The 24,419-nt window shown below is 34.2% G+C and carries 22 protein-coding genes; 7 read left to right on the forward strand and 15 right to left on the reverse strand.

What is annotated here, in order from left to right:
• Positions 1 to 67: 67 nt before the first annotated feature.
• The 6 genes from gldD to VB776_RS02770 all read right to left on the reverse strand — a co-directional run bounded on the left by gldD (position 68) and on the right by VB776_RS02770 (position 6,337).
• On the reverse strand, positions 68 to 691 hold the full coding sequence (gene gldD, locus VB776_RS02745; RefSeq protein ID WP_323325785.1) for a gliding motility lipoprotein GldD: 624 nt from the start codon (positions 689 to 691) through the stop codon (positions 68 to 70).
• A 98-nt stretch (positions 692 to 789) separates the two neighbouring features.
• On the reverse strand, positions 790 to 1,569 hold the full coding sequence (locus tag VB776_RS02750; RefSeq protein ID WP_184130248.1) for a TIGR00266 family protein: 780 nt from the start codon (positions 1,567 to 1,569) through the stop codon (positions 790 to 792).
• A 108-nt stretch (positions 1,570 to 1,677) separates the two neighbouring features.
• Positions 1,678 to 2,466, reverse strand: a complete 789-nt coding sequence (locus VB776_RS02755) for a lysophospholipid acyltransferase family protein (RefSeq protein WP_323325787.1) — start codon at positions 2,464 to 2,466, stop codon at positions 1,678 to 1,680.
• Positions 2,467 to 2,782: 316 nt separating this feature from the next.
• Complete coding sequence (locus VB776_RS02760; RefSeq protein WP_323325789.1) at positions 2,783 to 3,589, reverse strand: response regulator; 807 nt, start codon at positions 3,587 to 3,589, stop codon at positions 2,783 to 2,785.
• Between the two features lie 223 nt (positions 3,590 to 3,812).
• Entirely contained in the window at positions 3,813 to 4,853 is a 1,041-nt protein-coding gene (locus tag VB776_RS02765; protein ID WP_323325791.1) for a sensor histidine kinase, read from the reverse strand.
• A gap of 278 nt (positions 4,854 to 5,131) precedes the next feature.
• The gene (locus VB776_RS02770; protein ID WP_323325793.1) at positions 5,132 to 6,337 is read right to left on the reverse strand and encodes an aminotransferase class I/II-fold pyridoxal phosphate-dependent enzyme; all 1,206 of its coding nucleotides are present in this window, start codon (positions 6,335 to 6,337) and stop codon (positions 5,132 to 5,134) included.
• 282 nt (positions 6,338 to 6,619) lie between these two features.
• On the opposite strand from VB776_RS02770, the gene nhaD reads away from it, so the two are divergent.
• Positions 6,620 to 7,912, forward strand: coding sequence for a sodium:proton antiporter NhaD (nhaD, locus tag VB776_RS02775; RefSeq protein ID WP_323325795.1), 1,293 nt, complete (start codon positions 6,620 to 6,622; stop codon positions 7,910 to 7,912).
• Between the two features lie 102 nt (positions 7,913 to 8,014).
• On the opposite strand, the gene VB776_RS02780 is transcribed toward nhaD, so the two are convergent.
• Together VB776_RS02780 and VB776_RS02785 are read right to left on the reverse strand one after the other, a co-directional pair.
• The gene (locus VB776_RS02780; RefSeq protein WP_323325797.1) at positions 8,015 to 9,232 is read right to left on the reverse strand and encodes a peroxiredoxin family protein; all 1,218 of its coding nucleotides are present in this window, start codon (positions 9,230 to 9,232) and stop codon (positions 8,015 to 8,017) included.
• A gap of 145 nt (positions 9,233 to 9,377) precedes the next feature.
• A complete protein-coding gene (locus VB776_RS02785) occupies positions 9,378 to 10,619 on the reverse strand; it encodes an RsmB/NOP family class I SAM-dependent RNA methyltransferase (RefSeq protein ID WP_323325799.1) in 1,242 nt (413 codons plus the stop codon).
• A gap of 345 nt (positions 10,620 to 10,964) precedes the next feature.
• On the opposite strand from VB776_RS02785, the gene VB776_RS02790 reads away from it, so the two are divergent.
• Positions 10,965 to 11,330 (forward strand): hypothetical protein, encoded by a 366-nt coding sequence (locus VB776_RS02790; protein ID WP_323325801.1) that lies wholly within the window; start codon positions 10,965 to 10,967, stop codon positions 11,328 to 11,330.
• 72 nt (positions 11,331 to 11,402) lie between these two features.
• Here VB776_RS02790 and cysM read toward each other — a convergent pair whose 3' ends face one another.
• Together cysM and epsC are read right to left on the reverse strand one after the other, a co-directional pair.
• The gene (gene cysM, locus VB776_RS02795) at positions 11,403 to 12,287 is read right to left on the reverse strand and encodes a cysteine synthase CysM (protein ID WP_323325803.1); all 885 of its coding nucleotides are present in this window, start codon (positions 12,285 to 12,287) and stop codon (positions 11,403 to 11,405) included.
• A gap of 9 nt (positions 12,288 to 12,296) precedes the next feature.
• Positions 12,297 to 13,097, reverse strand: a complete 801-nt coding sequence (epsC, locus tag VB776_RS02800) for a serine O-acetyltransferase EpsC (protein WP_323325806.1) — start codon at positions 13,095 to 13,097, stop codon at positions 12,297 to 12,299.
• A gap of 207 nt (positions 13,098 to 13,304) precedes the next feature.
• On the opposite strand from epsC, the gene VB776_RS02805 reads away from it, so the two are divergent.
• The 3 genes from VB776_RS02805 to VB776_RS02815 all read left to right on the forward strand — a co-directional run bounded on the left by VB776_RS02805 (position 13,305) and on the right by VB776_RS02815 (position 16,816).
• Positions 13,305 to 14,156, forward strand: coding sequence for a hypothetical protein (locus VB776_RS02805; RefSeq protein ID WP_323325807.1), 852 nt, complete (start codon positions 13,305 to 13,307; stop codon positions 14,154 to 14,156).
• A gap of 228 nt (positions 14,157 to 14,384) precedes the next feature.
• Entirely contained in the window at positions 14,385 to 15,080 is a 696-nt protein-coding gene (locus VB776_RS02810; RefSeq protein WP_323325808.1) for a response regulator transcription factor, read from the forward strand.
• 197 nt (positions 15,081 to 15,277) lie between these two features.
• Positions 15,278 to 16,816 carry a glycoside hydrolase family 10 protein gene (locus VB776_RS02815; protein ID WP_323325811.1) on the forward strand — a complete coding sequence of 513 codons (1,539 nt, stop codon included), beginning with the start codon at positions 15,278 to 15,280 and terminating at the stop codon, positions 16,814 to 16,816.
• On the opposite strand, the gene VB776_RS02820 is transcribed toward VB776_RS02815, so the two are convergent.
• Complete coding sequence (locus VB776_RS02820) at positions 16,808 to 18,553, reverse strand: hypothetical protein (protein WP_323325813.1); 1,746 nt, start codon at positions 18,551 to 18,553, stop codon at positions 16,808 to 16,810. The genes VB776_RS02815 and VB776_RS02820 overlap by 9 nt on opposite strands.
• Before the next feature lie 150 nt (positions 18,554 to 18,703).
• Here VB776_RS02820 and VB776_RS02825 point away from each other — a divergent pair, with 150 nt between their 5' ends.
• Positions 18,704 to 19,147 (forward strand): small multi-drug export protein, encoded by a 444-nt coding sequence (locus VB776_RS02825; protein ID WP_323325815.1) that lies wholly within the window; start codon positions 18,704 to 18,706, stop codon positions 19,145 to 19,147.
• Here VB776_RS02825 and VB776_RS02830 read toward each other — a convergent pair.
• The 3 genes from VB776_RS02830 to VB776_RS02840 form a co-directional block, all read right to left on the reverse strand.
• Entirely contained in the window at positions 19,136 to 19,882 is a 747-nt protein-coding gene (locus tag VB776_RS02830; RefSeq protein ID WP_323325817.1) for a glycosyltransferase family 2 protein, read from the reverse strand. The genes VB776_RS02825 and VB776_RS02830 overlap by 12 nt on opposite strands.
• A 98-nt stretch (positions 19,883 to 19,980) precedes the next feature.
• The gene (locus VB776_RS02835; RefSeq protein WP_323325819.1) at positions 19,981 to 21,042 is read right to left on the reverse strand and encodes an NAD-dependent epimerase/dehydratase family protein; all 1,062 of its coding nucleotides are present in this window, start codon (positions 21,040 to 21,042) and stop codon (positions 19,981 to 19,983) included.
• Between the two features lie 99 nt (positions 21,043 to 21,141).
• On the reverse strand, positions 21,142 to 21,390 hold the full coding sequence (locus VB776_RS02840) for a hypothetical protein (protein WP_323325821.1): 249 nt from the start codon (positions 21,388 to 21,390) through the stop codon (positions 21,142 to 21,144).
• Between the two features lie 464 nt (positions 21,391 to 21,854).
• Here VB776_RS02840 and rho point away from each other — a divergent pair, with 464 nt between their 5' ends.
• The gene (rho, locus tag VB776_RS02845; protein ID WP_323325823.1) at positions 21,855 to 23,561 is read left to right on the forward strand and encodes a transcription termination factor Rho; all 1,707 of its coding nucleotides are present in this window, start codon (positions 21,855 to 21,857) and stop codon (positions 23,559 to 23,561) included.
• A gap of 70 nt (positions 23,562 to 23,631) precedes the next feature.
• Here the strand turns inward: rho and VB776_RS02850 are convergent, their stop codons facing one another.
• The gene (locus tag VB776_RS02850) at positions 23,632 to 24,375 is read right to left on the reverse strand and encodes a GLPGLI family protein (protein ID WP_323325825.1); all 744 of its coding nucleotides are present in this window, start codon (positions 24,373 to 24,375) and stop codon (positions 23,632 to 23,634) included.
• Positions 24,376 to 24,419 lie beyond the last annotated feature (44 nt).

Here is a 24,419-nt window from a genome sequence, read left to right on the forward strand (position 1 = left end):
CGAAAATCCTTAAAATAAAAAGCCAATACCGAAGTACTGGCTTACTAAAATGATATGATGAGTTAGATTATTGTTTCCATTGAAGGGTATTTACCATTTTGATAACATCCTTTTTAAGGTATTCAATAACGGGTTCTAGAGAATCGCTTTTCAAGGCTGTGTTAAAGTAAAGTGCTCCACGTAAATAATGCTTTGTGGAGTCGGTAGTGTAGAATTGTAGGTAGGTAGGCACTTCACCTTCCAATCTCATCAACATTACTTTTTCGCCTTTGGGAGTTGTGAGGATTGAATTTTGAATAGACGAAGCTTTTTGACTATGTTTTGCTGCTAATTTGTAAGCATCGTCAATAAGTCTTGAAAGCTTGGTCGGGTCATTGTTAAGCGATTTGTAGGTAAGTTGAATCATCGCTTTGTAAGCTGGATAATACACATAAATCCAATGAGGTTCAGCCCATGCTACAGTATCAGGTTTAATAATTGCCTGACTTGAATATTGAAATGTATAAGGATGATTTTCAAGTAATTGAACGTAATGCGTTGAAGGTAAATCTATGCGGTTAAAACCTTTAGGCTTTGGTAAGAAATCGCTATCGTCCTTTGTTTTTCTACAACTACTTAGTCCGAAAACAAGAAAAGTGCAAGCTAATAAGCCTGCACTGATTTGATGAAAAAATCCTTTTTGATGAATCATTGATTGTTTGAATGTAAAAACTTCATTCAAAGTGATGAAGTTTTTATTGAATATGATAAATTGATTGTCGTGTAATGAAAAGTACCGACAAACAACGCTTAGTCGCCTAAAATATTACCTAAACCACCTAATACCGAACCACTTTCTTTATTAGCATTGCCACCATAAGGAGATAGCGTGCGGATTAATTTAGATAATGGCATAGACTGAATCCAAACTCTACCAGTACCACGCATAGTGGCTAAGAAAAGCCCCTCACCACCCAAAATCATAGATTTTAAATTACCAGCTTTTTGGATGTCGTAGCTTAAAGTTTGTTCAAAAGCTACAATACAGCCAGTATCAATTCTTAAAGTTTCATTGTTTAAGTATTTTTCTACAATTGTACCGCCAGCATGAACAAATGCTAAACCATCACCTTGAAGTTTTTCTAAAATGAAACCTTCACCACCGAAAAAGCCAGCACCAATTTTTTGATTAAAAGTAATTGAAACCTTTGTTCCTAAAGCAGCACAAAGAAAACTATCTTTTTGAGCAATTAAAGTGTTTCCTGGAAGTGTTGAAAGGTTAATCGGGATAATAGTACCAGGGTGTGGTGCTGCAAAAGCAACTTTACGTTTGCCATAACCACGATTGGTAAAATGTGTCATAAAAAGTGATTCGCCAGTTAATAAACGAGAACCCGCTTGAAAAAGCTTGCCAATTAATGAATTATCAGCACTTGAGCCATCACCCATTTTGGTTTCAAAGACAATCCCTTCTTCCATGTAACACATCGTGCCTGCTTCAGCAATCACGGTTTCGTTAGGGTCTAGTTCTACTTCTACTAATTGGATATCTTCTCCTATAATTTTGTAATCAATTTCGTGAGAGTACATGTTATTATCGTTTAGATTTTGATTGTTTATTTTTTTCAAAGTAAATCGTATCCTTTCAAAAGATACAAAGATTTTGGATAACAGGTAGCAAAGTCTTTTGATTGGACTTTATGAGATACTTTCTTGAAAAATGCCTTGGGTTTGATGAGTAATATCGAGTGTCCCTTGAACAACTTCCTTGAATTTTTCCTTCAACGCTTCAACGTCATTGCTAGTCATTCCTTTCGTTTCTATGGGTTTGTGTACGATTACTTCAACGGCTTTTGGCTTAAGTAGGTATTTACCATCCTCTAAAATCTGGAAATTATTCAGAAAAGTAATCGGTACAATTGGTATTTGTTGGTTAATTGCCATGACAAAACCTCCGTCTTTCAAGGGAAGATGTAATTTAGGAGGATGTTTTGCTTTGATTCCACCTTCTGGAAAAATGATGATACTTCTACCATTCTTCAAGGCTTTTAAGGAACGAGTCAGAGAAATAGCACGGCTTTGTTTATCATTTCTATCAACTTGAATATGCAATTTTCTAAACATATAGCCGAATAGAGGTACTTTCTTGAGTCCAGCTTTTCCGACAAAGGCATAATAGTTTTTGATGACCAAGCCCATCACGGCAATATCTAAGTACGAAAAGTGATTGGCACAAAAAACATAAGTTTTGTTTACATCTATTTCAGCTTCATATTTTATATTGATAGGCATACCAATTATTGGGAAGTAAAGTTTACCCCACAATCGGTTCAAATAATGAGCTTTCGGTTTCCAAGTTTCTTTCTGAAGGAAAAGCCAGAAGAAAGGGAAAAGGATTAGAAATAACGAAACAAACCAGAAAATAGCCCAAGCGGTATATAAAAATCTTAGAATTCGCATAAAGGCAAAGATAGTAAAATCTGCCATTCAGTCGATGGTCTTGCAGATAAATGATTGGCAATAAAAAAAGGTTTAATAGCCGCCACTATTAAACCTTTTTATAAGTAATTATTAAATTACTTTAAGCAAATATACTTAACTCATGATAATAAAAGCAAGAGAAAGTACATCTTCGCAGAAATAGGAGGATAAATTCTGTTTAATGGTTATGTTGTCCTGAAAATTAGGATGAAGTGATGAATATTCATTTTGAAATTTTAAAAAACCGTTCAAGTGCGGAATGAAAAAAGTCCTCAAAGATAAATTTTTGAGGACTTTTAGTGGAAAAGTGATAAAAATCATTTTATATTCCCATCATATCTTTAAAGGCAACCGAGTTTCTGGTTGAAATTTCTAACTCAATTCCATTGTTCAAAACAACCTTCATTCCACCTTTGTAGTAAGAGTCTATTTCAGCAATATATTCGGTATTGATAATTTGCTGACGGTTAGCTCTGAAGAAAGTGTTTGGGTCTAAACGTTCCTGAATTTTATTCAAAGAACGGTGAATCATCGGTCTGTTACTTCCGAAATGGAAACGACAATAATTACCCACAGATTCAATCATGTATATTTCTGTTAATCTTACGAAATAACATTTGTCGCCATCTTTCAAGAAAATTCTTTTATCTGGTGGAAGTCTTCCTTCCGAAACAGCTTCTGAAATTCTTGTTTGTTGGATTTCAGCACGGATTTTCTCAATCGTTCTTGAAAGTCTTTCGGCTTTCATAGGTTTTAAGAGATAATCCATTGCTTCCGATTCAAATGCTTGAATCGCATATTGATTATAAGCCGTTACAAATACTATTTTAGGAATGAATTCTAGTTCATCCAATAAGTCGAAACCATTTTTTTCTGGCATTTCAATATCCAAAAAAATCAAGTCAGGCTGTAAACGATGGATTTTCTCAATCGCATCATCCACATTTTCGGCTTCATCAATGATTTGAATATCCGGATAGTCTTGTAACAAGTACTTTAATTCTTGGCGAGCTAACCTCTCGTCATCCACCAAGATAGTCTTAATTTTCTTACTCATTGGCTTAATATTGGACAAGTCTTGATATTGGCGATCAACAGCTCTTGGAGAGTAAGGTTTTCTATTAGCCATCTCACTTAACTGATTTGCAATAATTAATATAGGTCATCACCTGTGATCCTCTCAGGGGTAGTGCTTTAGTTGTACTTACCTGTATTTTCCGCTAATATAGTAAATTTCAAATCATTTTCAAGGAAAAAAAATGGCTTAGTTCGCTTTTTTTTTCTTATTTATTTTTGATTAACGTTGAAATAAAGTTTTTTGGGCGAGAAAAAACTTTATTATTAGAATAAAGTTACGCTTTAAAGGGAATACTTACCTGTGCAGTTACCATATTGTCCTCTCCATAAATTACAATAGCATCTTTTAAGCCATAATTAATGAGAAGTCTTCTTTTAAGATTTTCTAATCCAATTCCTTTGCGAGTCTTTTTCTCTGAATTTTCTGCCAAAATTGTGCCAGTATTCTGGATTCCAAAAACTAATAAATTATTTTTTTTATGGGCAAAAACAATGATTTCTCCGCCATTTTTCAGCTTACCAATACCATGTTTAATGGCGTTTTCTGCTAATAATTGCAATGACATCGGGGGAACTCTGGCTGCAAGTACACTTTTGCTGACATTTGTTTTATAATTTAAACGGTCGTCGAAACGCATTTTTTCAAGATCAAGGTAGTTTTTTACAAGATTCAATTCTTCTTGAAAAGTAATATCTCTCAATTCATAAAATGAAAGTGACATCCTAAGTAAATCAGAAAGTTTGATAGTGGCATCTCTTGCCATTTTGGGTTCCGACAAAGTAAGAGCCTGTATGCTGTTGAGTGAATTGAATAAAAAATGGGGGTTTAATTGGCTTCGTAAACTTACTAATTCTACTTCTTTGATATGTATTTCAGCTTCTACTTTTGCTCTTTCTTCATGAATTGCTTTTTTTGCAAACTTAATTCCATGATAGAAAATAAACCAAGGCATGATAAATCTGAATGTTTTAACAAATTGAAAAGCATTGCCAAGAAAATCTGATTGAATATTGGAATATGGGATGGTGATATTCAAAAACAGAAAATTAATAAAGTAAACTACAACAGCAATAATAAAATTGGCAACAATGGGATATAAAATGAATTTTTGCCAATTGAGGGATTCTATCTTTTTGGGATTTACAATTGAATAATAAATATGCGTACAGCCAATAAATACCAGAAAGTTCGTAAATCCAGAAATGATAGCCGTAGAAATATTAACGTCATAATAAATGTATTCACTTGTTGTATAAACAATATATAGACTCCAACAAGCCAGTTGAATTGTCCAATATATTTTTTTCTTTTCCATACTACTTAGTGTCTTATAGTCGTTAGGCTTTACTTTACAAAGTAATCAAAACAAATTTCATTATATCAATATTAGATATAAAATTTTCATAAATGAAAGATATTAGATATAAGAGGCATCACAGAGAATTTTAATTGCTTCGCCAAATAAAATAATATAATTGGGTACTTAATGAAGTTTACTTTACTGGATTAGTATGGAGGTGAAGGTAAATTATAAAAAAATCCACAAGGTTGTTACCTTGTGGACGTTTGTTTTTCAAATACTGAGAAAAATCATTATTTTAGTTTCGCAACCGAAGCTTTAATTCTTTCGCAAGCCTCAACTAATTGTTCGTCAGCAGCAGCAGTTGATATACGAACGCAGTCTGGAGCACCAAAACTTGTTCCAGCTACAGTAGCGACGAAAGCATCTGCTAAAAGCCACATCGAGAAATCATCAGAATCTTTGATGGTAGTTGTTCCATCTGATTTTCCGAAGTAATAACTTACGTCTGGAAAAGCATAGAATGCACCGTCTGGCATATTTACTTTGAAACCTTCAATTTCACGTAAAAGACCAACCACTAAATCACGGCGACGAAGGTAAGCTTCTTTCATTTTGTAAGCTTCTTCTAAAGTACCGTTGAAAGCAACCGTTGCAGCTTTCTGTGCAATAGAATTCGTTCCAGAAGTTACTTGTCCTTGTAATTTTTCAACACCGTCAGCAATCCATTTTGCAGCAGCGATGAATCCAATTCTCCAGCCTGTCATTGCATGACCTTTCGCAACACCATTTACAGTAATTACTTGGTCTTTGATCTCAGGAATTGAACCGATAGAGAAATGTCCAGCTTCTGTAAAGTTGATGTATTCGTAAATCTCATCAGCCATCACAAAAATATTTGGGTGTTTTGCTACGATAGCACCGATAGCTCTTAATTCAGCTTCAGTATAAACAGAACCAGTTGGGTTATTTGGTGAAGCAAACATCACCAATTTCGTTTTTGGAGTAATCGCTGCTTCAAATTGCTCTGGAGTTACCTTGAAGTTATTATCAAAAGCACCATCAACAATTACAGAAGTACCTTCTGCCAATTTCACCATTTCAGAATATGAAACCCAATATGGAGCAAAAATGATTACTTCTTCACCTGGATTTACCAAAGTAGAAATCACGTTTGCTAATGAATGTTTCGCTCCTGTAGAAACTACGATGTTTTCAGGATTCCATTCGATATTATTATCACGTTTGAGCTTATCAGCAATCGCTTTGCGAAGGTCAGGATAACCAGCTACAGGCGAATAACCATGAAAACCATCATCAATGGCTTTTTTGGCGGCATCGCAAATGTGCTTTGGGGTTTTGAAATCTGGTTCGCCTACTGAAAGGCTGATTACTTTGTGTCCCTGAGCAGCAAGTTCACGGGCTTTTTTTGTCATCCCGAGCGTTGCTGACTCCTCCAGTGCATTAATGCGGTCTGCGAGCGATACTATTGAACTCATTTTTGCTAGAATTTATTTATGGAAATCAGAAAGTCCTTCGAAGAACTTTCATAAGAAAAAAATTAAATCCCACAAAGTTAGAAGAGTATTATGGGATGCGAAAGAAAAAAAGGAATTTATTGAGTATTTCTGCTGCTATTTTGTAAATCATGAATGAAATTCTTGCATTTTTTCATTCTTTTCAATGCGAAATTTTCAAAGAAAGCTAATCTGTAAGTATAATCGTTTGAAATTAACAAGGATATTTATTTTATCTTTACCAGCAACATAACTCATTAACGAATGCAGATTTTAATTATATCAATTTTTGTAATAGGCTATTTAGGCATTGCTTTAGAACATCCTATCAAAATCAATAAAACAGCAACAGCTTTATTAACAGGAGTTTTATGTTGGACAATTTATGTGGTTTTCTCGTCCGACAAAGAACTTGTTTTAAGCGAACTTTCACATCATTTAGGTTCAGTTTCAGAAATACTTTTCTTTTTATTGGGAGCAATGACAATTGTAGAATTGATTGATGCCCATCAAGGTTTTAAATTAATTACTGACCGCATTACAAGTAAAAATAAAGTAACATTACTCTGGACAATTGCTTTTATCACTTTCTTTTTATCATCGGTATTAGATAACCTTACTTCAGCCATTGTAATGGTTTCGGTGATTCGAAAATTGATTAAAGACTCAGAATCAAGAAAATTATTTGCTGGAATTGTAATTATTGCTGCAAATGCTGGCGGAGCGTGGTCACCAATTGGTGATGTAACAACTACAATGCTTTGGATTGGCGGGCAAATTACTCCCACTAATATTATTAAAACATTACTCTTTCCAAGTTTGATTTCTCTCATCATTCCACTGATTTATTTAACCTTTCAATTAAAAGGCTCAGTAAAAAAAGCGAAAGGAGAGGAGGCTAAACCTGAAGAAGTACATCAAATAATTATCCAAACGCAAAATTCTTTGATAATGCTTTTTACAGGATTTTGTACTTTATTGTTTGTTCCTATTTTTAAAACCATCACACATTTACCACCTTACATGGGTATTTTGTTGGGATTGAGTATCGTTTGGATTGTTTCTGAAATACTTCATTCTGGTAAAGATGAAGAAGAGAAAAAGCCTTTTACAGTAGCACATGCGTTAAGTAAAATTGATACTTCGAGTATTCTTTTTTTTCTAGGAATTTTAATTGCCATTGCTGCTTTAGAATCCACACATTTACTGACGGAATTGGCTACCTGGATGGATAAATCTATCGGGAATCAAGATATTATTGTAGTGGTAATTGGCTTAGCTTCGGCTGTGATTGATAATGTGCCTTTGGTAGCTGCCTCGATGGGAATGTATGATTTAACAGCTTTCCCGACAGACTCTAAACTATGGGAATTTATGGCTTATTGTGCTGGAACAGGAGGAAGTGTTTTAATTATCGGTTCGGCAGCTGGTGTAGCAGTAATGGGTATGGAGAAAATAGATTTTCTTTGGTATATGCGAAAAATCAGTTTTACAGCTTTGCTTGGTTATTTTGCGGGTGTAGGAGCTTACTTATTGATTTTTGCTTTATTGCATTAAAAAACTAAAGCGAGTAAAATTAAATTTACTCGCTTTAGGCTATATGCTTTTATCCTGAATATTTTGCCTATTGCCTACGGCTTACAGCCTAAAGCGTACTCCTTATTCTTTAATCAATTTATCAATTTTACTCTCAAATTCGTGAACCCAGTCTGTATAGTATTTCCCAGTACCTGGTCCAGAAAAACCTGCGTGTGTTAAACGAATGTCACCTTTTTTGTCTAAGACAATCGTTGTTGGAAAACCGATTACTTGGTTAAGTGAAGGTAAACTTTTCGAAGCACTTTCTGAACTGTTTACTCCTGCATTTAATAACTGATAATCAATGCCGAAACGTTTACGAAGTAAAGCCATTTTTTGTTTGAAAAATTCTGTTTCAGTCGATTTTTCATAAGCTAAACCTACTACTTCAAATCCACGAGCTTTATTTTTTTTGTAAAAAGGTACTAAGTAATTGGTTTCATCCATACAATTTGGACACCAAGAACCAAGTATTTGTACAACGACAACTTTCCCTTTATAAGCATCATCCGAAAGAGAAATTTTCTCGCCTTTTTCGTTTAAAAAAGAAAAATCAAAACGATCATAGCCTTCTTTTAAAAAAGTGATTTTTCCTAAATCTGGTAAGCTTGCATTTTCATCTCTTTGAGCTTCGAATATTTTCGAACCTTTAATTCCTCCGTAAAATTTCCCCGTAATTTTGTCACCATCTACTTTAGCTTTCAATAAAAATGCGTGTGAACCGTCGAAAGTAGAAAGGAAAAGGCTATCGCCGACAATATTCCCGTCCATATAACGATAATCGCCTGTAGTTGTTAAGAAAGAACCAGTTACAATTGTTCCTTTTTGTTGGAAAGTACCAACGGCAAAACTGGCTTTTTGTGTTTCGGCATTGATAAAATTCACAGACCATTTGCCAGAAGTATTGCCCAGAATCGCCATTTTATTGGTTCTAAATCTTGTAGAATAGCCCAAAGTAGCCTGAAAAGGCGATTGAGCGAAAGAAGTACGACCTTTATTTTTACGATAAAATCCAATTAATGTTTGAGCATTTTTCTTGGCAATAATCTCAGCATCAAAAAGAGAAATTGGAATAATTAACGAATCGCCTTCTAAAGTAGCTTGATCTGTTTTGAATCTTTCAGAGGCATTTAATACAAAAACATCAAACTTTTTTTTGTTTTTGGTGGGTTTTATCTCAAGTCCAAAAGGTAAAGCTCCGCCATCGGTTTGAACAGTTGCTCGCCAACGAGTCGCTACTTGTGCTTCTACATTTTGCCAAACTAGCGTAAATAATAATAAAACGATTAAATTTTTCATTGTGAAGTAAATGATAGTTGATGATTTTTGAAGGTAAATTTAAGTAATGCTATTAAACAAGTAAATAGATATACTAAATATAGTTAATGAACAATAAAAAACCACTCAAAGATTCATTTCTGAGTGGTTTAATTCAAATTAATAATTATTTTTTCTGTAAACAAGCCATATAAAAGCCATCATAACCTTCTTTAGCGGTAGAAGTACGTCTTTCCCCTAAAAATTCCCATTGGTCACCAAACTCAGCCATAAAACGTTTGATATGATTTTCGCTTTCAGAAGGCAAAAGACTACAAGTAGCAAAAACCATTTTTCCACCTTTTTTTAGCATAGCAGAATATTCGGTAAGAATATTCCATTGAGTAACTTTTAAGTTATCAATAAACTCAGGCGTTAATTTCCACTTTGAATCTGGATTTCTACGAATTACGCCTAAGCCCGAACACGGAACATCCAATAATAATCTATCGGCACTGGCTTCGTATTTTTTCAATACTTTTGGGTCGATGAGCTTTACTTCGATGTTATCAACACCGTTTCTTTTGGCTCTTTTCATCAATTCTACCAATTTGTATTCTTCAATATCCATTGATACAATTTTACCTTTGTTTTCCATCAAAGCTGCCAAATGTAAAGATTTTCCACCTGCACCTGCACAAGCGTCAATGACTCTCATGCCAGGTTGAACATCCAAAAATGGAGCAATTAATTGCGAACCTGCATCTTGTACTTCAAAAAAACCTTGTCTGAAATAATCAGTTCTGAAAATACTCTGACGTTGTTTCAAAATCAAAGCATCAGGTAAACCTTCAGGAACGATGGTCTCGATGTCGATAGCGTCCAATAAATCTTGTAATTTATCTTGATTGGTTTTTAACGTATTTGCTCTTAACACGACTGGTGCTTGCTCGTTCATCGCCATAATTTCTTCTGACCATTTTTCTTCGCCTAATTCGGATGCACATAACTGGTCGAGCCAATCGGGAACAGATTCACGTACTTTGCGAATCAGCATTCCTTCTTCAAAACGGTCTAAAATTTTTGCAGCTTGAATGTGCGAAAATTCATCCCATTTTGGTAGAAAATCAATATTATCAGCATTCGGGTAAAGGCGTTTTTTGATAAGTAACCACGAACCCACAATTTGCCAGAAGTACGGAGCTTTTAATTTGTCTTCATAAAGGTTATTTGAGAAAAGAATCAAACGCCAATAGCGAACAATTTCATAAGTAGTTTCTGCAATAAAGGCACGGTCACGGCTGCCCCATTGTTTGTTTGATTTCAAGGTTTGCTCGATTACTTTATCGGCTTGGCGAGGATTTTTTACAAAAAATATTTCTTGCAGAGCCTTTACGGTTGCTATCACTAATGGACGATGAAGACGCATTCTAATCTTGGATTTTCAAATTTTAAATAAATATTAATTAATACAAAGTTCCGAAAATTTGTTGAGACTTACTCTTTTTTGTGGCATTGGCTGATGTAATTCGGCATTTTGAAAAACTTTAACGATATTTTGAAAAATAATTTAATAATTTTTCAATGATGAAACAAAAGTATGTGGTCTGGCGTTCTACTTTCATATCGCAAATAAAACCAAAAAGCCTTTCTTCTCGGAAAGGCTTTTTTGTGCTTTATCGATAGCGAGTAAATCCACCATATTTGATTAATTACCAATAATAATTGAGAAAAATTCTAAAATTTATTTGTTCAATCATAACTAAAGGAAGTCATGAAATTTAAAGGATTAATAATTTATGGCGTTTCAATATTGGTATTCTTAGCTTGTTCAAAGCAAGAACCAATAAATAAGAGTGTATGTGGGGTTATCAATCCAGTATCTGACCTTCCTTGGTTAAAGGAGTTTACAGAGAAAATGCAGAAAGGTGATTTTGGAGATTGTAGTAGATGTACTATGTATCTGGAAAAATATAACTCACGTGATATTCTTGTTGTAGAGAATTTTCCTGACGATTGTGTTTTGTGCCAAGTGAGAGAATGTGATGGGAGCTATGTCAAATTCAAGAATTTTGAGGAGAACCAAAATTTTATAAATGGTTTAAGAAAGGATATAATTGTTTGGAAATATAAGCCTTGAAAATACATTCAAATCCTACAAGTAATCAGCTAACAATAATTTTAGCACTCACAGGATTTGAATGTCTTTGTATCAGTTTCCAAATAAATCACTAGAAAGGTATCTATCGCCACGGTCGCAAATGATACAAACGATAATTCCCGATTCTAATTCCTGAGCCAAACGAACAGCCGCCGAAGCCGCACCACCGCTACTCATTCCACCAAAAACGCCTTCTACTTTTGCTAAAGTATTTGCCATTTCACGAGCTTCTTTTTCTGAAATATCCATAATTCTATCAACTCTTGAAGCATCAAAAATTTTGGGTAAATATTCCTGTTCCCAACGACGAATGCCAGGGATTTTAGAGCCTTCCGTCGGTTGGCAACCTACAATCTGGATTTCTGGATTTACTTCTTTTAAAAATTTAGAAGTACCCATAATCGTACCAGTAGTTCCCATCGAACTAACGAAGTGTGTTACTTTATGGTCAGTATCTCTCCAGATTTCTGGTCCAGTAGAGTAATAATGAGCCATGTAATTATCAGGATTAGAGAATTGGTCTAACATAAAGAAACCACCTTCTTTAACTTTAGCTTCAGCATAATCTCTTGAGCCTTCAATTCCAATATTAGCAGGAGTAAGGGTTACGGTTGCACCGAAAGCTTCCATAGTTAGTACTCTTTCACGAGTAGAGTTTTCGGGCATTACTAATTCAATATCTAGTCCGTACAAACGGGCAATCATCGCTAGAGCGATACCTGTATTGCCAGAAGTAGCTTCGATGAGCTTCATGCCGGGTTTTATTTCTCCACGTTCTACCGCCCCACGAATCATCCCGTAAGCCGCACGGTCTTTTACCGAACCGCCTGGGTTATGTCCTTCTAATTTTCCGTAAATTTTTACGTTTGGATTTGGGTTGATTCTGTTTAATTCAACAATTGGCGTGTTGCCAACTAAGTCTAAGAGTGTTGCCATTCAATTATATTACTGCAATATTTTTACCTGTTCTTGGTGATATATTTTTGTGAAAGAAGGAATGCTACGAGTAAGCCAAACATTTCCTCCGATGATAGAGTTTGCGCCAACAACTGTTTCTCCGCCCAAAATAGTTGCTCCAGCATAAATCACAACGTGGTCTTCAATGGTTGGATGGCGTTTCTGCGACGCCATTTCTTTACTAACCGATAATGCACCTAAAGTAACGCCTTGATATAATTTTACATGCTTACCAATGTTAGTGGTTTCGCCAATTACTACGCCAGTACCGTGGTCAATCATGAAATACTCATCAATTGTTGCACCAGGGTGAATATCAATTCCTGTTTTAGAATGTGCATATTCTGTTAAAATCCTAGGTACAATTGGTATATTCAATTCGAATAAAGCATGTGCCAAACGGTAAAAAGTAATGGCATAAAAACCGGGATAAGCCCTAATTACTTCGTATTCACTTTGAGCGGCCGGGTCGCCCATCATGATTGCCTGAATATCAGTTAATAATACTCTGTAAATTTCTGGGAGTTTCTGAATATAAGCCGCTGCCAAAGTACGGGCATCTTCATCAAGATGCTGTTGCATGGAACGGAGTAATCTGGTAAGTCTTAACTGGATTTGGTCAAACGCTTCTTGTAGTTCATCTACACAGCCAAAATGGCGCTGTGTTTGTTCAGGAAACAATGCCAACGAAATGTCGGTGAACAATTCTTTAACCGTCGAAGTGGCAGGAAAAGTATTGGGTTTTGAATGTTTTTGGCAAAGAGCCTCTAAAAAACTATTGGGCAACATTTGAGACATTGTTTATCAAATATGTTATTAGAAAACTGATAAGATATTTGTCAGAGCATAAAATAAAACCTTGTTATTTTACTTTATAATTGAGACGACCACCCCGTGGTTAATTAAATTTCACGCAATGATAACGATAAATGTACTGAATTGATTCTGTTTTGGTAAAAAAATCGTTAATTACGACCCAATCTAAATTCTTGAATTATGTTCCAATCTAAAATTGTTTTATGGTTATTCAATCTTCAATTATTATTCTGTAGTTGTCATAAAGAAAGTAGCCAAAGTGATTTCTCGAAAGGACGACACTTCTATAAAGTAACAAAAATCGGCGATTTAGCTTCTGAAGTAAACGAATGTTCTGGTTTGATAAAAACTTCAAAAGATACGACTTTCTGGACACACAACGATAGCGGAGGAAAATCTGAAATTTATGAAGTAGATATTAATGGGAAACTTTTATCAACAATAAATTTTACCAATTTAATTAATGAAGACTGGGAAGAAATTACTCGTGATAACAACGGCAATCTGTATATTGGAGACATCGGAAATAATGCAAATAAAAGGAGAAATCTGACGATTTATAAAGTGAAAGAATCTGAACCATCAAAAGTTGAAACAATCTCATTTCATTATGCCGACCAAGAACGTTTTCCACCAGCGAAAGAAGATATGAATTTTGATTGCGAAGCCTTTTTTGCACACGGAGATAGTTTATACTTGTTCTCTAAAAACAGAGGAAACAATTTGGTGAAAATGTATGCTGTACCCAATAAAGCAGGAAATTATGCACTTTTACCAAAAGGAGAAGTATTGATTAATGCAATGGTGACAGGAGCGGCGATTAGTCCAGATGAGAAAACATTTGCATTATTAACCTATGGGAAAGTGCTATTTTTCGGGATAAAAAAACAGCAAATAGACTTTAAGCATCCTAAGAAATGTTATACTTTTGCTTTTCAACAATCTGAAGCCATTACTTTTTTAACGAACAATATTCTGTTAATTTCAAATGAACAGGGCAAATTAGCGAAAGTACAAATTGAAAAAAAATGATAAATTACTCATAGAGTAAAATATTCATCTTCTTTTTGTGCAAATAACCAAATTTAATTTGTAGAAACTTAGTAAGTAGTTTGCTTTCATAAATTCTATAAAGATTCCCTGATTTAGATTTAACAATTCCGTAATATTGGGCTTATTAATTTTGCATTAACAATTGAGCAACGCAAGTATTGAATTAGGATAATCTTAATAAAATTACGATTCGTTGCAAACTAAAATATGGCAAACGCATTACCTATTCCCAAAATTTTACTGGTTGATGACGATCCAGACATCATTGAACTGTTAGAGTATAATCTTCAAAAAGAAGGTTTTGAAATTCAATCTGCTTTAGATGGCATTCAAGCTGTAGAAGTAGCAAAATCTTTCAAACCTGATTTGATTTTATTGGATGTAATGATGCCTCGTCAGGATGGTATCGAAACAGCTAGGCAGCTTCGTCTTATTCCAGAATTCAAAGAAGTTTATATTTTGTTTCTTACGGCTCGTGCTGAAGAATACACTGAAGTAGCAGCTTTTGATGTTGGTGCAGATGATTATATCGTGAAGCCGATTAAACCAAGAGCTTTAGTAAGTAGAATTAAAGCAATGTTTAGGCGTGAGGCACAACAAATTGAAAGTGATGAAAAAATTGAAATTGGGCAATTGGTGATTAATCGTACTAATTACAGTGTATTGAACGACGGAAACCCATTAGTGATGCCTAAGAAAGAATTTGAGTTACTTTCGTTTTTGGCAAAACATCCTAATAAAGTATTTAATAGAGATGAATTATTAGAAAAAGTTTGGGGTACAGATGTTTACGTTGTTGAAAGAACGGTAGATGTTCATATCAGAAAACTCAGAGAAAAAATACCAGAACATTATATCAAAACGCTTAAAGGTGTTGGTTATATGTTTACTTTAGAAGATTAATATATAGATTTTGTAAGAAAACAGAAGATATTTGCTTGATAAACAAGTAATTGTCTTCTGTTTTTTTATTCCCTTCCTCCGAATATTTTTCAGATTGTCAATTTCAGGCATAATTCCTTATTTTTGTACAAATACATGTAGCCTTAATATGAGATTTTATTTGGTAATCTACTTGCCAAACGAGCCTCTTTTAGATAATGACCAATCGATTTATACAAATATTTTTCTTTTTTTTTCTCTCTTGTTCTGGATGTAATGCTCAGAACCCAACATTAAGTAAACCTCAGAAATATGAATTCAGAGCAGCGTGGATTGCCACCGTTGAAAACATTGATTGGCCCAAACGTGGTCAGTATAATTCTGAACTTCAAAAGCAAGATTTTATCAGAATATTGAACGAACATAAAAAATCGAATTTGAATGCTGTTTTTGTACAAGTACGAGATGCCTGTGATGCTTATTATGCTAAAAGTACAGAACCTTGGTCTGAGTTTTTGACAGGTCAACAAGGGAAATTTCCTATTCCATTTTATGATCCACTCAACTTTATGATTGAGGAAGCTCACAATCGAAATTTAGAATTTCATGCTTGGCTAAACCTTAATCGTGCTACTTTTAAAAAATCAAGAACACTTGCTCCTGACCATATTAGTGTTACAAAACCAGAATGGATGTTGGTTTATGATGGACAAAAGCTCTTGAATTTTGGAATTCCAGAAGTAAGAAAGTACATCACAGATGTAGTGGTTCAAATTGTGAAAAATTATGATGTAGATGGCATTCATTTTGACGATTATTTCTATCCTTATGAAGTAACAGGCGAGGTTTTGAAAGATGAAGAAACCTTTAAAAAATACAATGGAGGAATAAAAAATATTAACGAATGGCGAAGAAGTAACACTGATTCCTTGATTTATCAAATTAGTGATGCCATCAAAAAAATAAAACCAAGAGTAAAATTTGGGATAAGTCCATTTGGTGTTTGGAGAAATTTTAGTCTTAAAAATCCTGATGGTTCTTGCACGCAGGCAGGATTAACATCTTATGACAATTTATTCGCCGATACTCGTAAATGGCTTCAGCAAGGTTGGATAGATTATATTGCTCCACAAATTTATTTCGAACATACCCACAGCAAAATTCCTTATAACGAATTAGCCCTTTGGTGGAAAGACAATACTTTTGGTAAGCATTTATATATTGGTCAAGGGATTTATAAAATCAAGGCGGGTTGGTCGCTGACAGAAGCTCCCAAACAAATTAGATTCAATCGTGAACATATTTTAAGCCAAGGAAGTATATTCTTTAGTTCAAGAAGTTTGACTGAAAACTATGGAGGTTTTCAGGATACTTTAAGGCGAAATTATTATCGTTATCCTGCATTAATTCCAGCGATGCCTTGGAAAGATAGTATTCCGCCATTAGCTCCACAAAAATTATTAGTTCTAAAAAATGATAAAGGGATTCCTGTATTGACTTGGCAACCTGGTGAAAAAGCAGTTGATGATGACCTTAATAATTATTATGCCGTTTATCGCTTTGAAAAAGGTGAAAAGCCAGATTTATCAAAAGGTGAAAAACTTATCTATATTGGTAAAATAAATACTTTTGAAGATACTACTGCTGAAAAATTTAGAGGATACATTTATTGTGTAACCTCTTTTGATAGGCTTCATAATGAATCGGAAGATTATGCAGTTTTCACAACTGAATATGGATATGAATCATCAAAATAACATTTGTCGGTAAGGAATATTCCAACGTATTCCGAACGATTTGATGGTATTGGTATAATTTAATTCACTGTTTCCACTTTTATAATCACGACTCAAGAAACGCAAATCAAGGAAGAAATTATGTTTTAGTTGATAAGACGCTCTAACATCATAAATCATCGTTCTGGTACTTCTTCCTTGACCAATTTCATTACCATAATCATCATTATACAACACTTTTCTACTTCTGGTATCATAGTCTTTTTGAATATTTTGTCCCCAGTTTTCAGTTGAATTTCTATCTTCTCCAAATTTTGCAAAAATAATATTTGCAGTGATATTGAGTTTCTTTAAAGCTTGCCAACGAATGATATTAGACCATTCTACAAAATTAGCTCCGAGTGGATGTGCCAAAGATTGGTTGTATTGCGTATAATTGGCGCCGCTATCATGGCTATAAGTATATGGACGAGCAGCATTTACTTCTGTCTGGAAGTCTAAATTATTTACTCCAAAAACATCAATGTACTTCAACCCAGCTTGTAAACCATTTTTATTTGCCCAATAACCTGTAGGTTTAAAAATCTCTTTTGCAATAAATTCATCCAACATCAACTGTCCATAAAGAGAAAAACGTTTGGCAAAATTCCATTTAAAATCGAAACCAATTAAAGCATTGTCGCCACTTCCTTGAAAACTTTCTATAGAACGATAAAAAATTACAGGATTCAAGTAATTCAAATCAAAACCATCGCCATTGGTGCTGTCTCTTTGAAAAACAATACTTTCAGAAATACCAATATTGAAATTTTTAGAAAGATTAAGGCTTAAATGGTGCATCGCCATATACTTCTTCGGGAAAATCTGGTCGTTTGGTTTTAAACCTGTATAAACTAGCTGCGTGAAGAGGTTTTGGTATTGAAATTTCCCAATATGGGTATTGATTTTGAGGAATAAATTTGGAGCGGCATTATCCGACAAAATCATCGAACGGAAGCCATTTCCAATAAAATTTTTATCATGCCCAAACTGTAATTGTATATTTTTGGTAGCCTGAAAAGTAATATAAGCCCTAGCCGTGAAGAAATCTGTAGCATAGGCATTTTGCTTGAATTCTTTGGTTAGCCCTTCGCCTGGCATGCCGGGCAATCGAAGATTGGTTTGTCTGAGTTCGTTTTGATTATAGGCATCTACAAAGGTTTTTACGTAGTCGGGAATATAAGCTTGGTTTTCGGAAATAAAAGTATAAAAACCTACTTTTTTATTAATCATTCCTCGAATTTCTATTCCACGAGTATTAATACTTGTACTTTTCTGAACACCGCCTGTAGCCGCACCAAATTCTAAATTAAGTACTGGACTAACGTGGAGGTCGAGAATATCGTCAGCATTTGAATAAGCGTCAGCTTTTTTTTGATAGAATATTTTCCAGAAAGGTTTTTTGCTATTGCCTGTAGTATCGTTATTTTTCCATTCCCAGCTATCATTTTCAAGATACGATAAGTTGAATCTATCTTTATCGGATAAAATTATTGAATTACTTGCCCAGATGCTATCAACGAGTTGAACTACTCCTTTTCGAGTATAAGGTTTTACGGTTGTATGAAAACCTTCAGAAAATTTACCACGTTTTATCTCGTAGCGGTCAATTAAATGATAATAATCTTGATTTAAAGGAATATAGACACTTTGTGCTTGAGTGTAAATACTTATGATTGAGCAAACTATAAAAGTAAAAAATTTTAATTTTTGATACATAATTTTACTAAGGTTTGGGCATTTCATTGTACAATTAATACCTTCGCAAGTTAGTTTAAAATTATTGATTGAAAATTAAATAATTTCATTCTTATATATAATCAATTATAAAACTTAACCAATTGACTTACAAAGACTAACGTATTAATTATGACATTTGGGAAATATTTTACCGTAATGCTTGCAACAGCCATTAAATTTTTTAATGGGCCTATCGCTGGAATTGTATTGGGATTGACTTGGTGGGAAACAGCAATATGTTGTATCATTGGTATGATGACTACCGTAACTTTGATCGCTCTTTTAGGAAGTACCATTCAACGTTTAATTGCGAAGTATCGTAAAACAAAGCCAAAACTATTTTCAAAAAGAACTAGATTTGCTGTAAAAATCTGGAAAAAACTTGGTATTTGGGGAATCGCTTGCTTTACTCCACTCTTTTTTACGCCCGTCGGAGGAACGCTTTTGGCATTATCTTTTAAAGTACCTTTCTTTAAAATATTTTTTTCAATGTTGTTTTTTGCGGTTTCTTGGGGAATATTTTTTTGTTATTTATTGTACCAAATTACTTGGTTGAAAAACTTATTTTCTTGATGTTTTTTTCATATAATCTCCACGAGAAAAGTATTTTTCAATCATACAATACAGTAAAATAAAGAAGTACCGACTACCCATTTCTTTTATTTTCAATTTAGATTCTCCGTATTTACGATTCGTCCAGCTATTCGGAACAACAGCAAAAGAATAACCTCTAACGTATGCTTTTAGGGGTAATTCTACTGTTAAATTGAAATGTGGTGACATAAAAGGTTTGATGCCTTCGATGGTTTCTCTTTTGTATAATTTAAAGGCATTGGTCGTATCATTGTACTTTATGCCAACTAAAAAGCGTATAATAAGGTTAGCAACTCTGTTAATGTAGAGTTTCAGTTTAGGATAATCTATCACTTTCCCACCTTTCATAAAACGACTTCCGAAAACAGCATCAACATCTTTTTCAAGCATTGTGTTGTAGTACTTTACTAAATCCTCAGGGTCGTCAGACATATCAGCCATCATTACTGCAACGCAATCACCAGAAAAACGTTCAAGACCGTATCTAACAGCATAACCAAAACCATTTGGTCCTTTGTTTGTATAATAAACTAGTGTAGGTATTTCCTTTTGTAATTCTTGCAGAACGGCTTCTGTATTATCTTTTGAATTATCGTTAGTAACACAGATTTCATGCTCAATTCCATATTTTTGAAGCGTATTGTATAATGACTTTAAAGTTTCTGGAATAGATTCTTCTTCGTTATATGCAGGAATTACGACACTTAGTTTCATAATATATTGATATGAAAAATGAATCCGTTGGTAACCAATCGGATTCATTTTTGGGGAATTAAATATTTTAAACGTAAAATCAAGAGGATATTTATTTCCTACAAACGAGAAGCAATACCATCGTGAATTTGCTGTAAGGTTTCATTTAAACCAAAAGTCCAGTTCCAATTTGGATAATGTGCTTTAAACTTAGAAAGGTCAGAAACGTACCAAATATGGTCGCCAATTCTATTCGTTTCAGAATAGCTATAACTCATTTTTTTACCTGTCATTTCTTCACAGATTGCAATGGCTTCAAGCATTGAACAATTGGCAAAACGACCGCCACCAGCATTATATACTTCGCCCGCACGTGGATTTAGGTAAAAATTCCAGAACATATTCACTAAATCGTAAGAGTGAATATTATCACGAACTTGTTTGCCTTTGTATCCGAAAATTGTGTAATGATTTCCAGTAATGGCACATTTCATCAAGTACGATAAAAACCCATGTAGAGCAGTTCCAGAGTGATTTGGTCCTGTTAAACATCCACCACGGAAAATACCAGTTTTCATCCCAAAATAACGACCATATTCTTGTACTAAAACGTCTGCAGCTACTTTTGATGCACCAAACAATGAGTGCTTAGTATGATCGATGCTATGGTTTTCGTCGATACCATTTTCAAAATATGGGTGACTGGCATCGATTTCAAAACGGGTTTCTGTTTCTATTAATGGTAAATAATTTGGATTATCACCATAGACTTTATTGGTAGAAGTAAAAATGAATACAGCATCTGGGGCATGCAAGCGAGTCATCTCGAGCATATTCAATGTACCGTTGGCATTTACAGAAAAATCTGTAAATGGTTCTTTAGCGGCCCAATCGTGTGAAGGTTGTGCAGCAGTATGAAGTACACATTTAATATCGGTTCCATATTCTTTGAAGATTACTTCTAATTGAGAAACCTCACGAATATCAGCTTGATAGTGTTTATAATTAGGAAACTGTTCTTCTAAACGATTACGATTCCAAGCAGTAGATGCTTCGTTTCCAAAAAAGTACTGACGCATGTTATTGTCAATACCGATTACTAAATCAAATTTATCTGAAAAGAAAGATACTGCTTCGCTACCAATCAATCCAGCGGAGCCTGTTACAAGTGCTATGTTCATTTATGGGTTCAAAGTTAATAAATACGAAAAGCGTCACAATGTGATTTGCAACGCTTTGTTAAGTAATATGTAGGTAGAAATAATGTTCAACAAAATGTATTAGTTACCTTGAGCGTTAGTACTATCGTTGAATAGTTTTTCACGAATTTTGTTGGCTCTTATTTCGTTTTCTGGTTTTGCTGTGTATTTGTTTTTTGTTTGTGCAGCAGCAGAATCTGGATGTACACCATACACATATTGATCTCCTTCACGAAGGTCAGCTTGTTTAATATTGTTATTTTTTTGATAGTCACAAGCTGTGGCTAACAAAGCGATACTGGCGATAGCTAAAATGTTTTTGCGATTCATTTTTCCGTAATATTCTGGTTTGATAGCACAAAAATAACAGGGGAATCTCAATTAAAAAATTTTATCAGAAAGTTTAGGCTTTTTTAATACAATTCATCGAAGCTTTATTTTAGTGCAAGCTGAGCTATCAATCAATTTGTGAGAATGTTAATTTAAGTATTGGAAAAAGGATTGATATGTAAGTGTACTGGTAGTTAGTTATTTAATTAAATTTTTCTAAAAAATAGAAGAAAATGTTTGATTATTTAAAATAATGGAATTATCATTGCAGTACAATTCACAATCCTGTGTGTTTCTTCCGTTAAGATTTTGATTATTAAATACTTAACATCATTTATCCACATCATTCCAAATTTTTCCCAAATTTAACTTTAAAGTTGACAATCTTTTTTAAGATGTTTTTATTAATATTTAACCACAATTTAGAAAGACTTTAGTTGTAGATAGTCTATCAATTTACCCTTATGTACAAAATTGAAGAATTAGACATGATGCTTATTTCGGAGCTTCATGAGCTTGCCAAAGAATATGCCATTTCCAATGTTAATGACCTTCCTAAAAAAGAACTCATCTACAAAATTCTTGATAAACAGGCGGTAATGCCCCCAAAAAACCGCAAACCTTCCACCAAAGATGCTATGCAAGACGATAACAAAACAGAAAGGAAAGTGAGAAAAGAGTCTGGAGTAGCTTCAGATGTCCCTCGTCCAAAAAGACAACGCATTTCTAAAGAAGATGCTGACAATGCAGTGGTTGTAGCTAAAAATACAACAATTAAACAAAGCCCATCAGAGCTACCGAAACCTAAGGTTGTTAAAGAAGTAAAAGCCAAACCAGAGGTTGTTTCTGACATTACTTATGAGTTTGATGAAGAACCAATTGTAGATTTTCCGATAGAAGTTGAAGAGGAATTTGTAATAGATACTTCGTTTATTACGCCTGATGAACCCGCTGCTGGCTTGCCACAAGAGCAAGAAGTACGTAATGATATTGCTCGCCAAAATAACAATAATGCGTTCAAAAAACCAATTTATAATCAAGCTATTCGTGAGTTTGATGGCATTATTGAGAATGAAGGCGTGCTTGAAATCATGCAAGATGGAGGCTATGGCTTCCTTCGTTCAGCAGATTATAATTATTTGGCTTCACCAGATGATATTTATGTTTCTCCTTCGCAAATCAAACTATTTGGGTTAAAGACAGGTGATACTGTGCGTGGTTCAATTCGTCCACCGAAAGAAGGAGAAAAGTATTTTGCTCTTTTAAGAGTAGAATCTGTGAACGGAAAAACGACTGAAGAAATTAGAGATAGAATTCCTTTTGAATATTTAACGCCTCTTTTCCCTGAAGAAAAACTAAAACTTTCTTCTCGTCCAGATCAATACTCTACTCGTATTCTTGACTTGTTTGCCCCAATCGGTAAAGGTCAACGTGGTATGATTGTAGCACAACCCAAGACAGGTAAAACGGTGTTGTTGAAAGAAATTGCGAATGCTATTTCAAAAAACCATCCAGAAGTTTACTTATTGATTTTATTGATTGACGAACGTCCAGAAGAGGTTACTGATATGCAACGAAGTGTAAGAGCTGAAGTAATTTCTTCTACTTTTGATGAACAAGCAGAACGCCATGTGAAAGTAGCAAGTATCGTTTTAGAAAAAGCAAAACGTATGGTTGAATGCGGACACGATGTTGTAATTTTATTAGATTCTATTACTCGTTTAGCTCGTGCGTATAATACTGTCGTTCCTTCTTCTGGAAAAATCTTATCGGGTGGGGTTGATGCTAATGCACTTCACAAGCCGAAACGTTTCTTTGGTGCGGCACGTAATGTAGAAAACGGAGGTTCGTTAACAATTATCGCAACAGCTTTGATTGATACTGGTTCTAAAATGGATGAAGTAATTTTCGAAGAATTTAAAGGAACAGGTAATATGGAATTACAACTTGACCGTAAGTTGTCGAACCGTAGAATGTACCCAGCGATTGATGTTACAGCTTCAGGTACTCGACGTGAAGATTTATTGATGGATAAAGAAACGCTTCAACGAGTATGGATTCTAAGAAAGCACATGAGTGATATGAACTCTGTGGAAGCTATGGAATTTTTGCAACAGCAGATGAAAGGAACAAGAACCAACGAAGAGTTTTTAGTTTCGATGAATAGATAATAGTTGTAAAGATTAAATCTTACCAATGATAATAAAAAAGGAGTTGCTTTCGGCAACTCCTTTTTTATTATTAATATCGAATAAACCAGAATGGGTTTCGTTCTTCCTTGATTTTTTCCTGAATAATCTTCTTTAACATTTCTTGATAGGCTGATTCATTCATTTTTTTACCTTTCAGTTTTTTGGGCGGTGCCAATTCTTGAGTAAGTTTTTTAGATTCTATTTTTGATGCTTCAATCAGTACTGTTCCGTCGTTAATATCTAATTCTAGGATTAATCCTGGCAGTCCCCAAAGTCTTTCTGGACCAGCATTTGAAAGAATATCTTGTGCAAACCAAGCGATTATTTTCTGCTTTTTTAGCGTGTCTTCAATCATGGCTTTCATACAAATATGTCCTGCTACTTCTTTAATATCATTCAAGATTTTCCAGTTTGGAGTTTGTAATGAATCTTCGATGATATAGGTTTTCCCAAGTATTTCAAAAACATCTAACATCGTATTTTTAGCGAAATTTCTGGCAACACTAAATTCTTCCTTTCTCCAAGCATAGCCTTCCGATTCTTCCGATTTCTCCTCAGAAGTAACATATTTACTCTCATTGTCATTGTAATGAAGTAACATATATTCTTTCCAATCGTCTTTGCCAGCAAACATATAAGTCATTTTTTCTTTTTCTTGCTTGCTCAAGTAACTTAATTGGTTGTTCATTTTTGTCCAATAAGTTGTTCTAGTAAAGTAAACTGTTCCCTCATTGGTTTGTGCAAACATTTGTATCGAGAATAAAATGAATGCTATTATCAATATTTTTTTCATGTGCTAAGATTTCTAATTGTTAAATGGAGTAATTATTGGTTTTG

Origin of the sequence: Arcicella gelida (genome assembly GCF_034931025.1) — a bacterium.
Taxonomy (GTDB): Bacteria; Bacteroidota; Bacteroidia; order Cytophagales; family Spirosomataceae; genus Arcicella; species Arcicella gelida.

Excerpts from the sequence above, each read along its gene's own strand:
- gldD (WP_323325785.1), bottom strand. The coding sequence starts at position 691 with ATGATTCATCAAAAAGGATTTTTTCATCAAATCAGTGCAGGCTTATTA.
- VB776_RS02750 (WP_184130248.1), bottom strand. The coding sequence starts at position 1,569 with ATGTACTCTCACGAAATTGATTACAAAATTATAGGAGAAGATATCCAA.
- VB776_RS02755 (WP_323325787.1), bottom strand. The coding sequence starts at position 2,466 with ATGGCAGATTTTACTATCTTTGCCTTTATGCGAATTCTAAGATTTTTA.
- VB776_RS02760 (WP_323325789.1), bottom strand. The coding sequence starts at position 3,589 with ATGGCTAATAGAAAACCTTACTCTCCAAGAGCTGTTGATCGCCAATAT.
- VB776_RS02765 (WP_323325791.1), bottom strand. The coding sequence starts at position 4,853 with ATGGAAAAGAAAAAAATATATTGGACAATTCAACTGGCTTGTTGGAGT.
- VB776_RS02770 (WP_323325793.1), bottom strand. The coding sequence starts at position 6,337 with ATGAGTTCAATAGTATCGCTCGCAGACCGCATTAATGCACTGGAGGAG.
- nhaD (WP_323325795.1), top strand. The coding sequence starts at position 6,620 with ATGCAGATTTTAATTATATCAATTTTTGTAATAGGCTATTTAGGCATT.
- VB776_RS02780 (WP_323325797.1), bottom strand. The coding sequence starts at position 9,232 with ATGAAAAATTTAATCGTTTTATTATTATTTACGCTAGTTTGGCAAAAT.
- VB776_RS02785 (WP_323325799.1), bottom strand. The coding sequence starts at position 10,619 with ATGCGTCTTCATCGTCCATTAGTGATAGCAACCGTAAAGGCTCTGCAA.
- VB776_RS02790 (WP_323325801.1), top strand. The coding sequence starts at position 10,965 with ATGAAATTTAAAGGATTAATAATTTATGGCGTTTCAATATTGGTATTC.
- cysM (WP_323325803.1), bottom strand. The coding sequence starts at position 12,287 with ATGGCAACACTCTTAGACTTAGTTGGCAACACGCCAATTGTTGAATTA.
- epsC (WP_323325806.1), bottom strand. The coding sequence starts at position 13,097 with ATGTTGCCCAATAGTTTTTTAGAGGCTCTTTGCCAAAAACATTCAAAA.
- VB776_RS02805 (WP_323325807.1), top strand. The coding sequence starts at position 13,305 with ATGTTCCAATCTAAAATTGTTTTATGGTTATTCAATCTTCAATTATTA.
- VB776_RS02810 (WP_323325808.1), top strand. The coding sequence starts at position 14,385 with ATGGCAAACGCATTACCTATTCCCAAAATTTTACTGGTTGATGACGAT.
- VB776_RS02815 (WP_323325811.1), top strand. The coding sequence starts at position 15,278 with ATGACCAATCGATTTATACAAATATTTTTCTTTTTTTTTCTCTCTTGT.
- VB776_RS02820 (WP_323325813.1), bottom strand. The coding sequence starts at position 18,553 with ATGTATCAAAAATTAAAATTTTTTACTTTTATAGTTTGCTCAATCATA.
- VB776_RS02825 (WP_323325815.1), top strand. The coding sequence starts at position 18,704 with ATGACATTTGGGAAATATTTTACCGTAATGCTTGCAACAGCCATTAAA.
- VB776_RS02830 (WP_323325817.1), bottom strand. The coding sequence starts at position 19,882 with ATGAAACTAAGTGTCGTAATTCCTGCATATAACGAAGAAGAATCTATT.
- VB776_RS02835 (WP_323325819.1), bottom strand. The coding sequence starts at position 21,042 with ATGAACATAGCACTTGTAACAGGCTCCGCTGGATTGATTGGTAGCGAA.
- VB776_RS02840 (WP_323325821.1), bottom strand. The coding sequence starts at position 21,390 with ATGAATCGCAAAAACATTTTAGCTATCGCCAGTATCGCTTTGTTAGCC.
- rho (WP_323325823.1), top strand. The coding sequence starts at position 21,855 with ATGTACAAAATTGAAGAATTAGACATGATGCTTATTTCGGAGCTTCAT.
- VB776_RS02850 (WP_323325825.1), bottom strand. The coding sequence starts at position 24,375 with ATGAAAAAAATATTGATAATAGCATTCATTTTATTCTCGATACAAATG.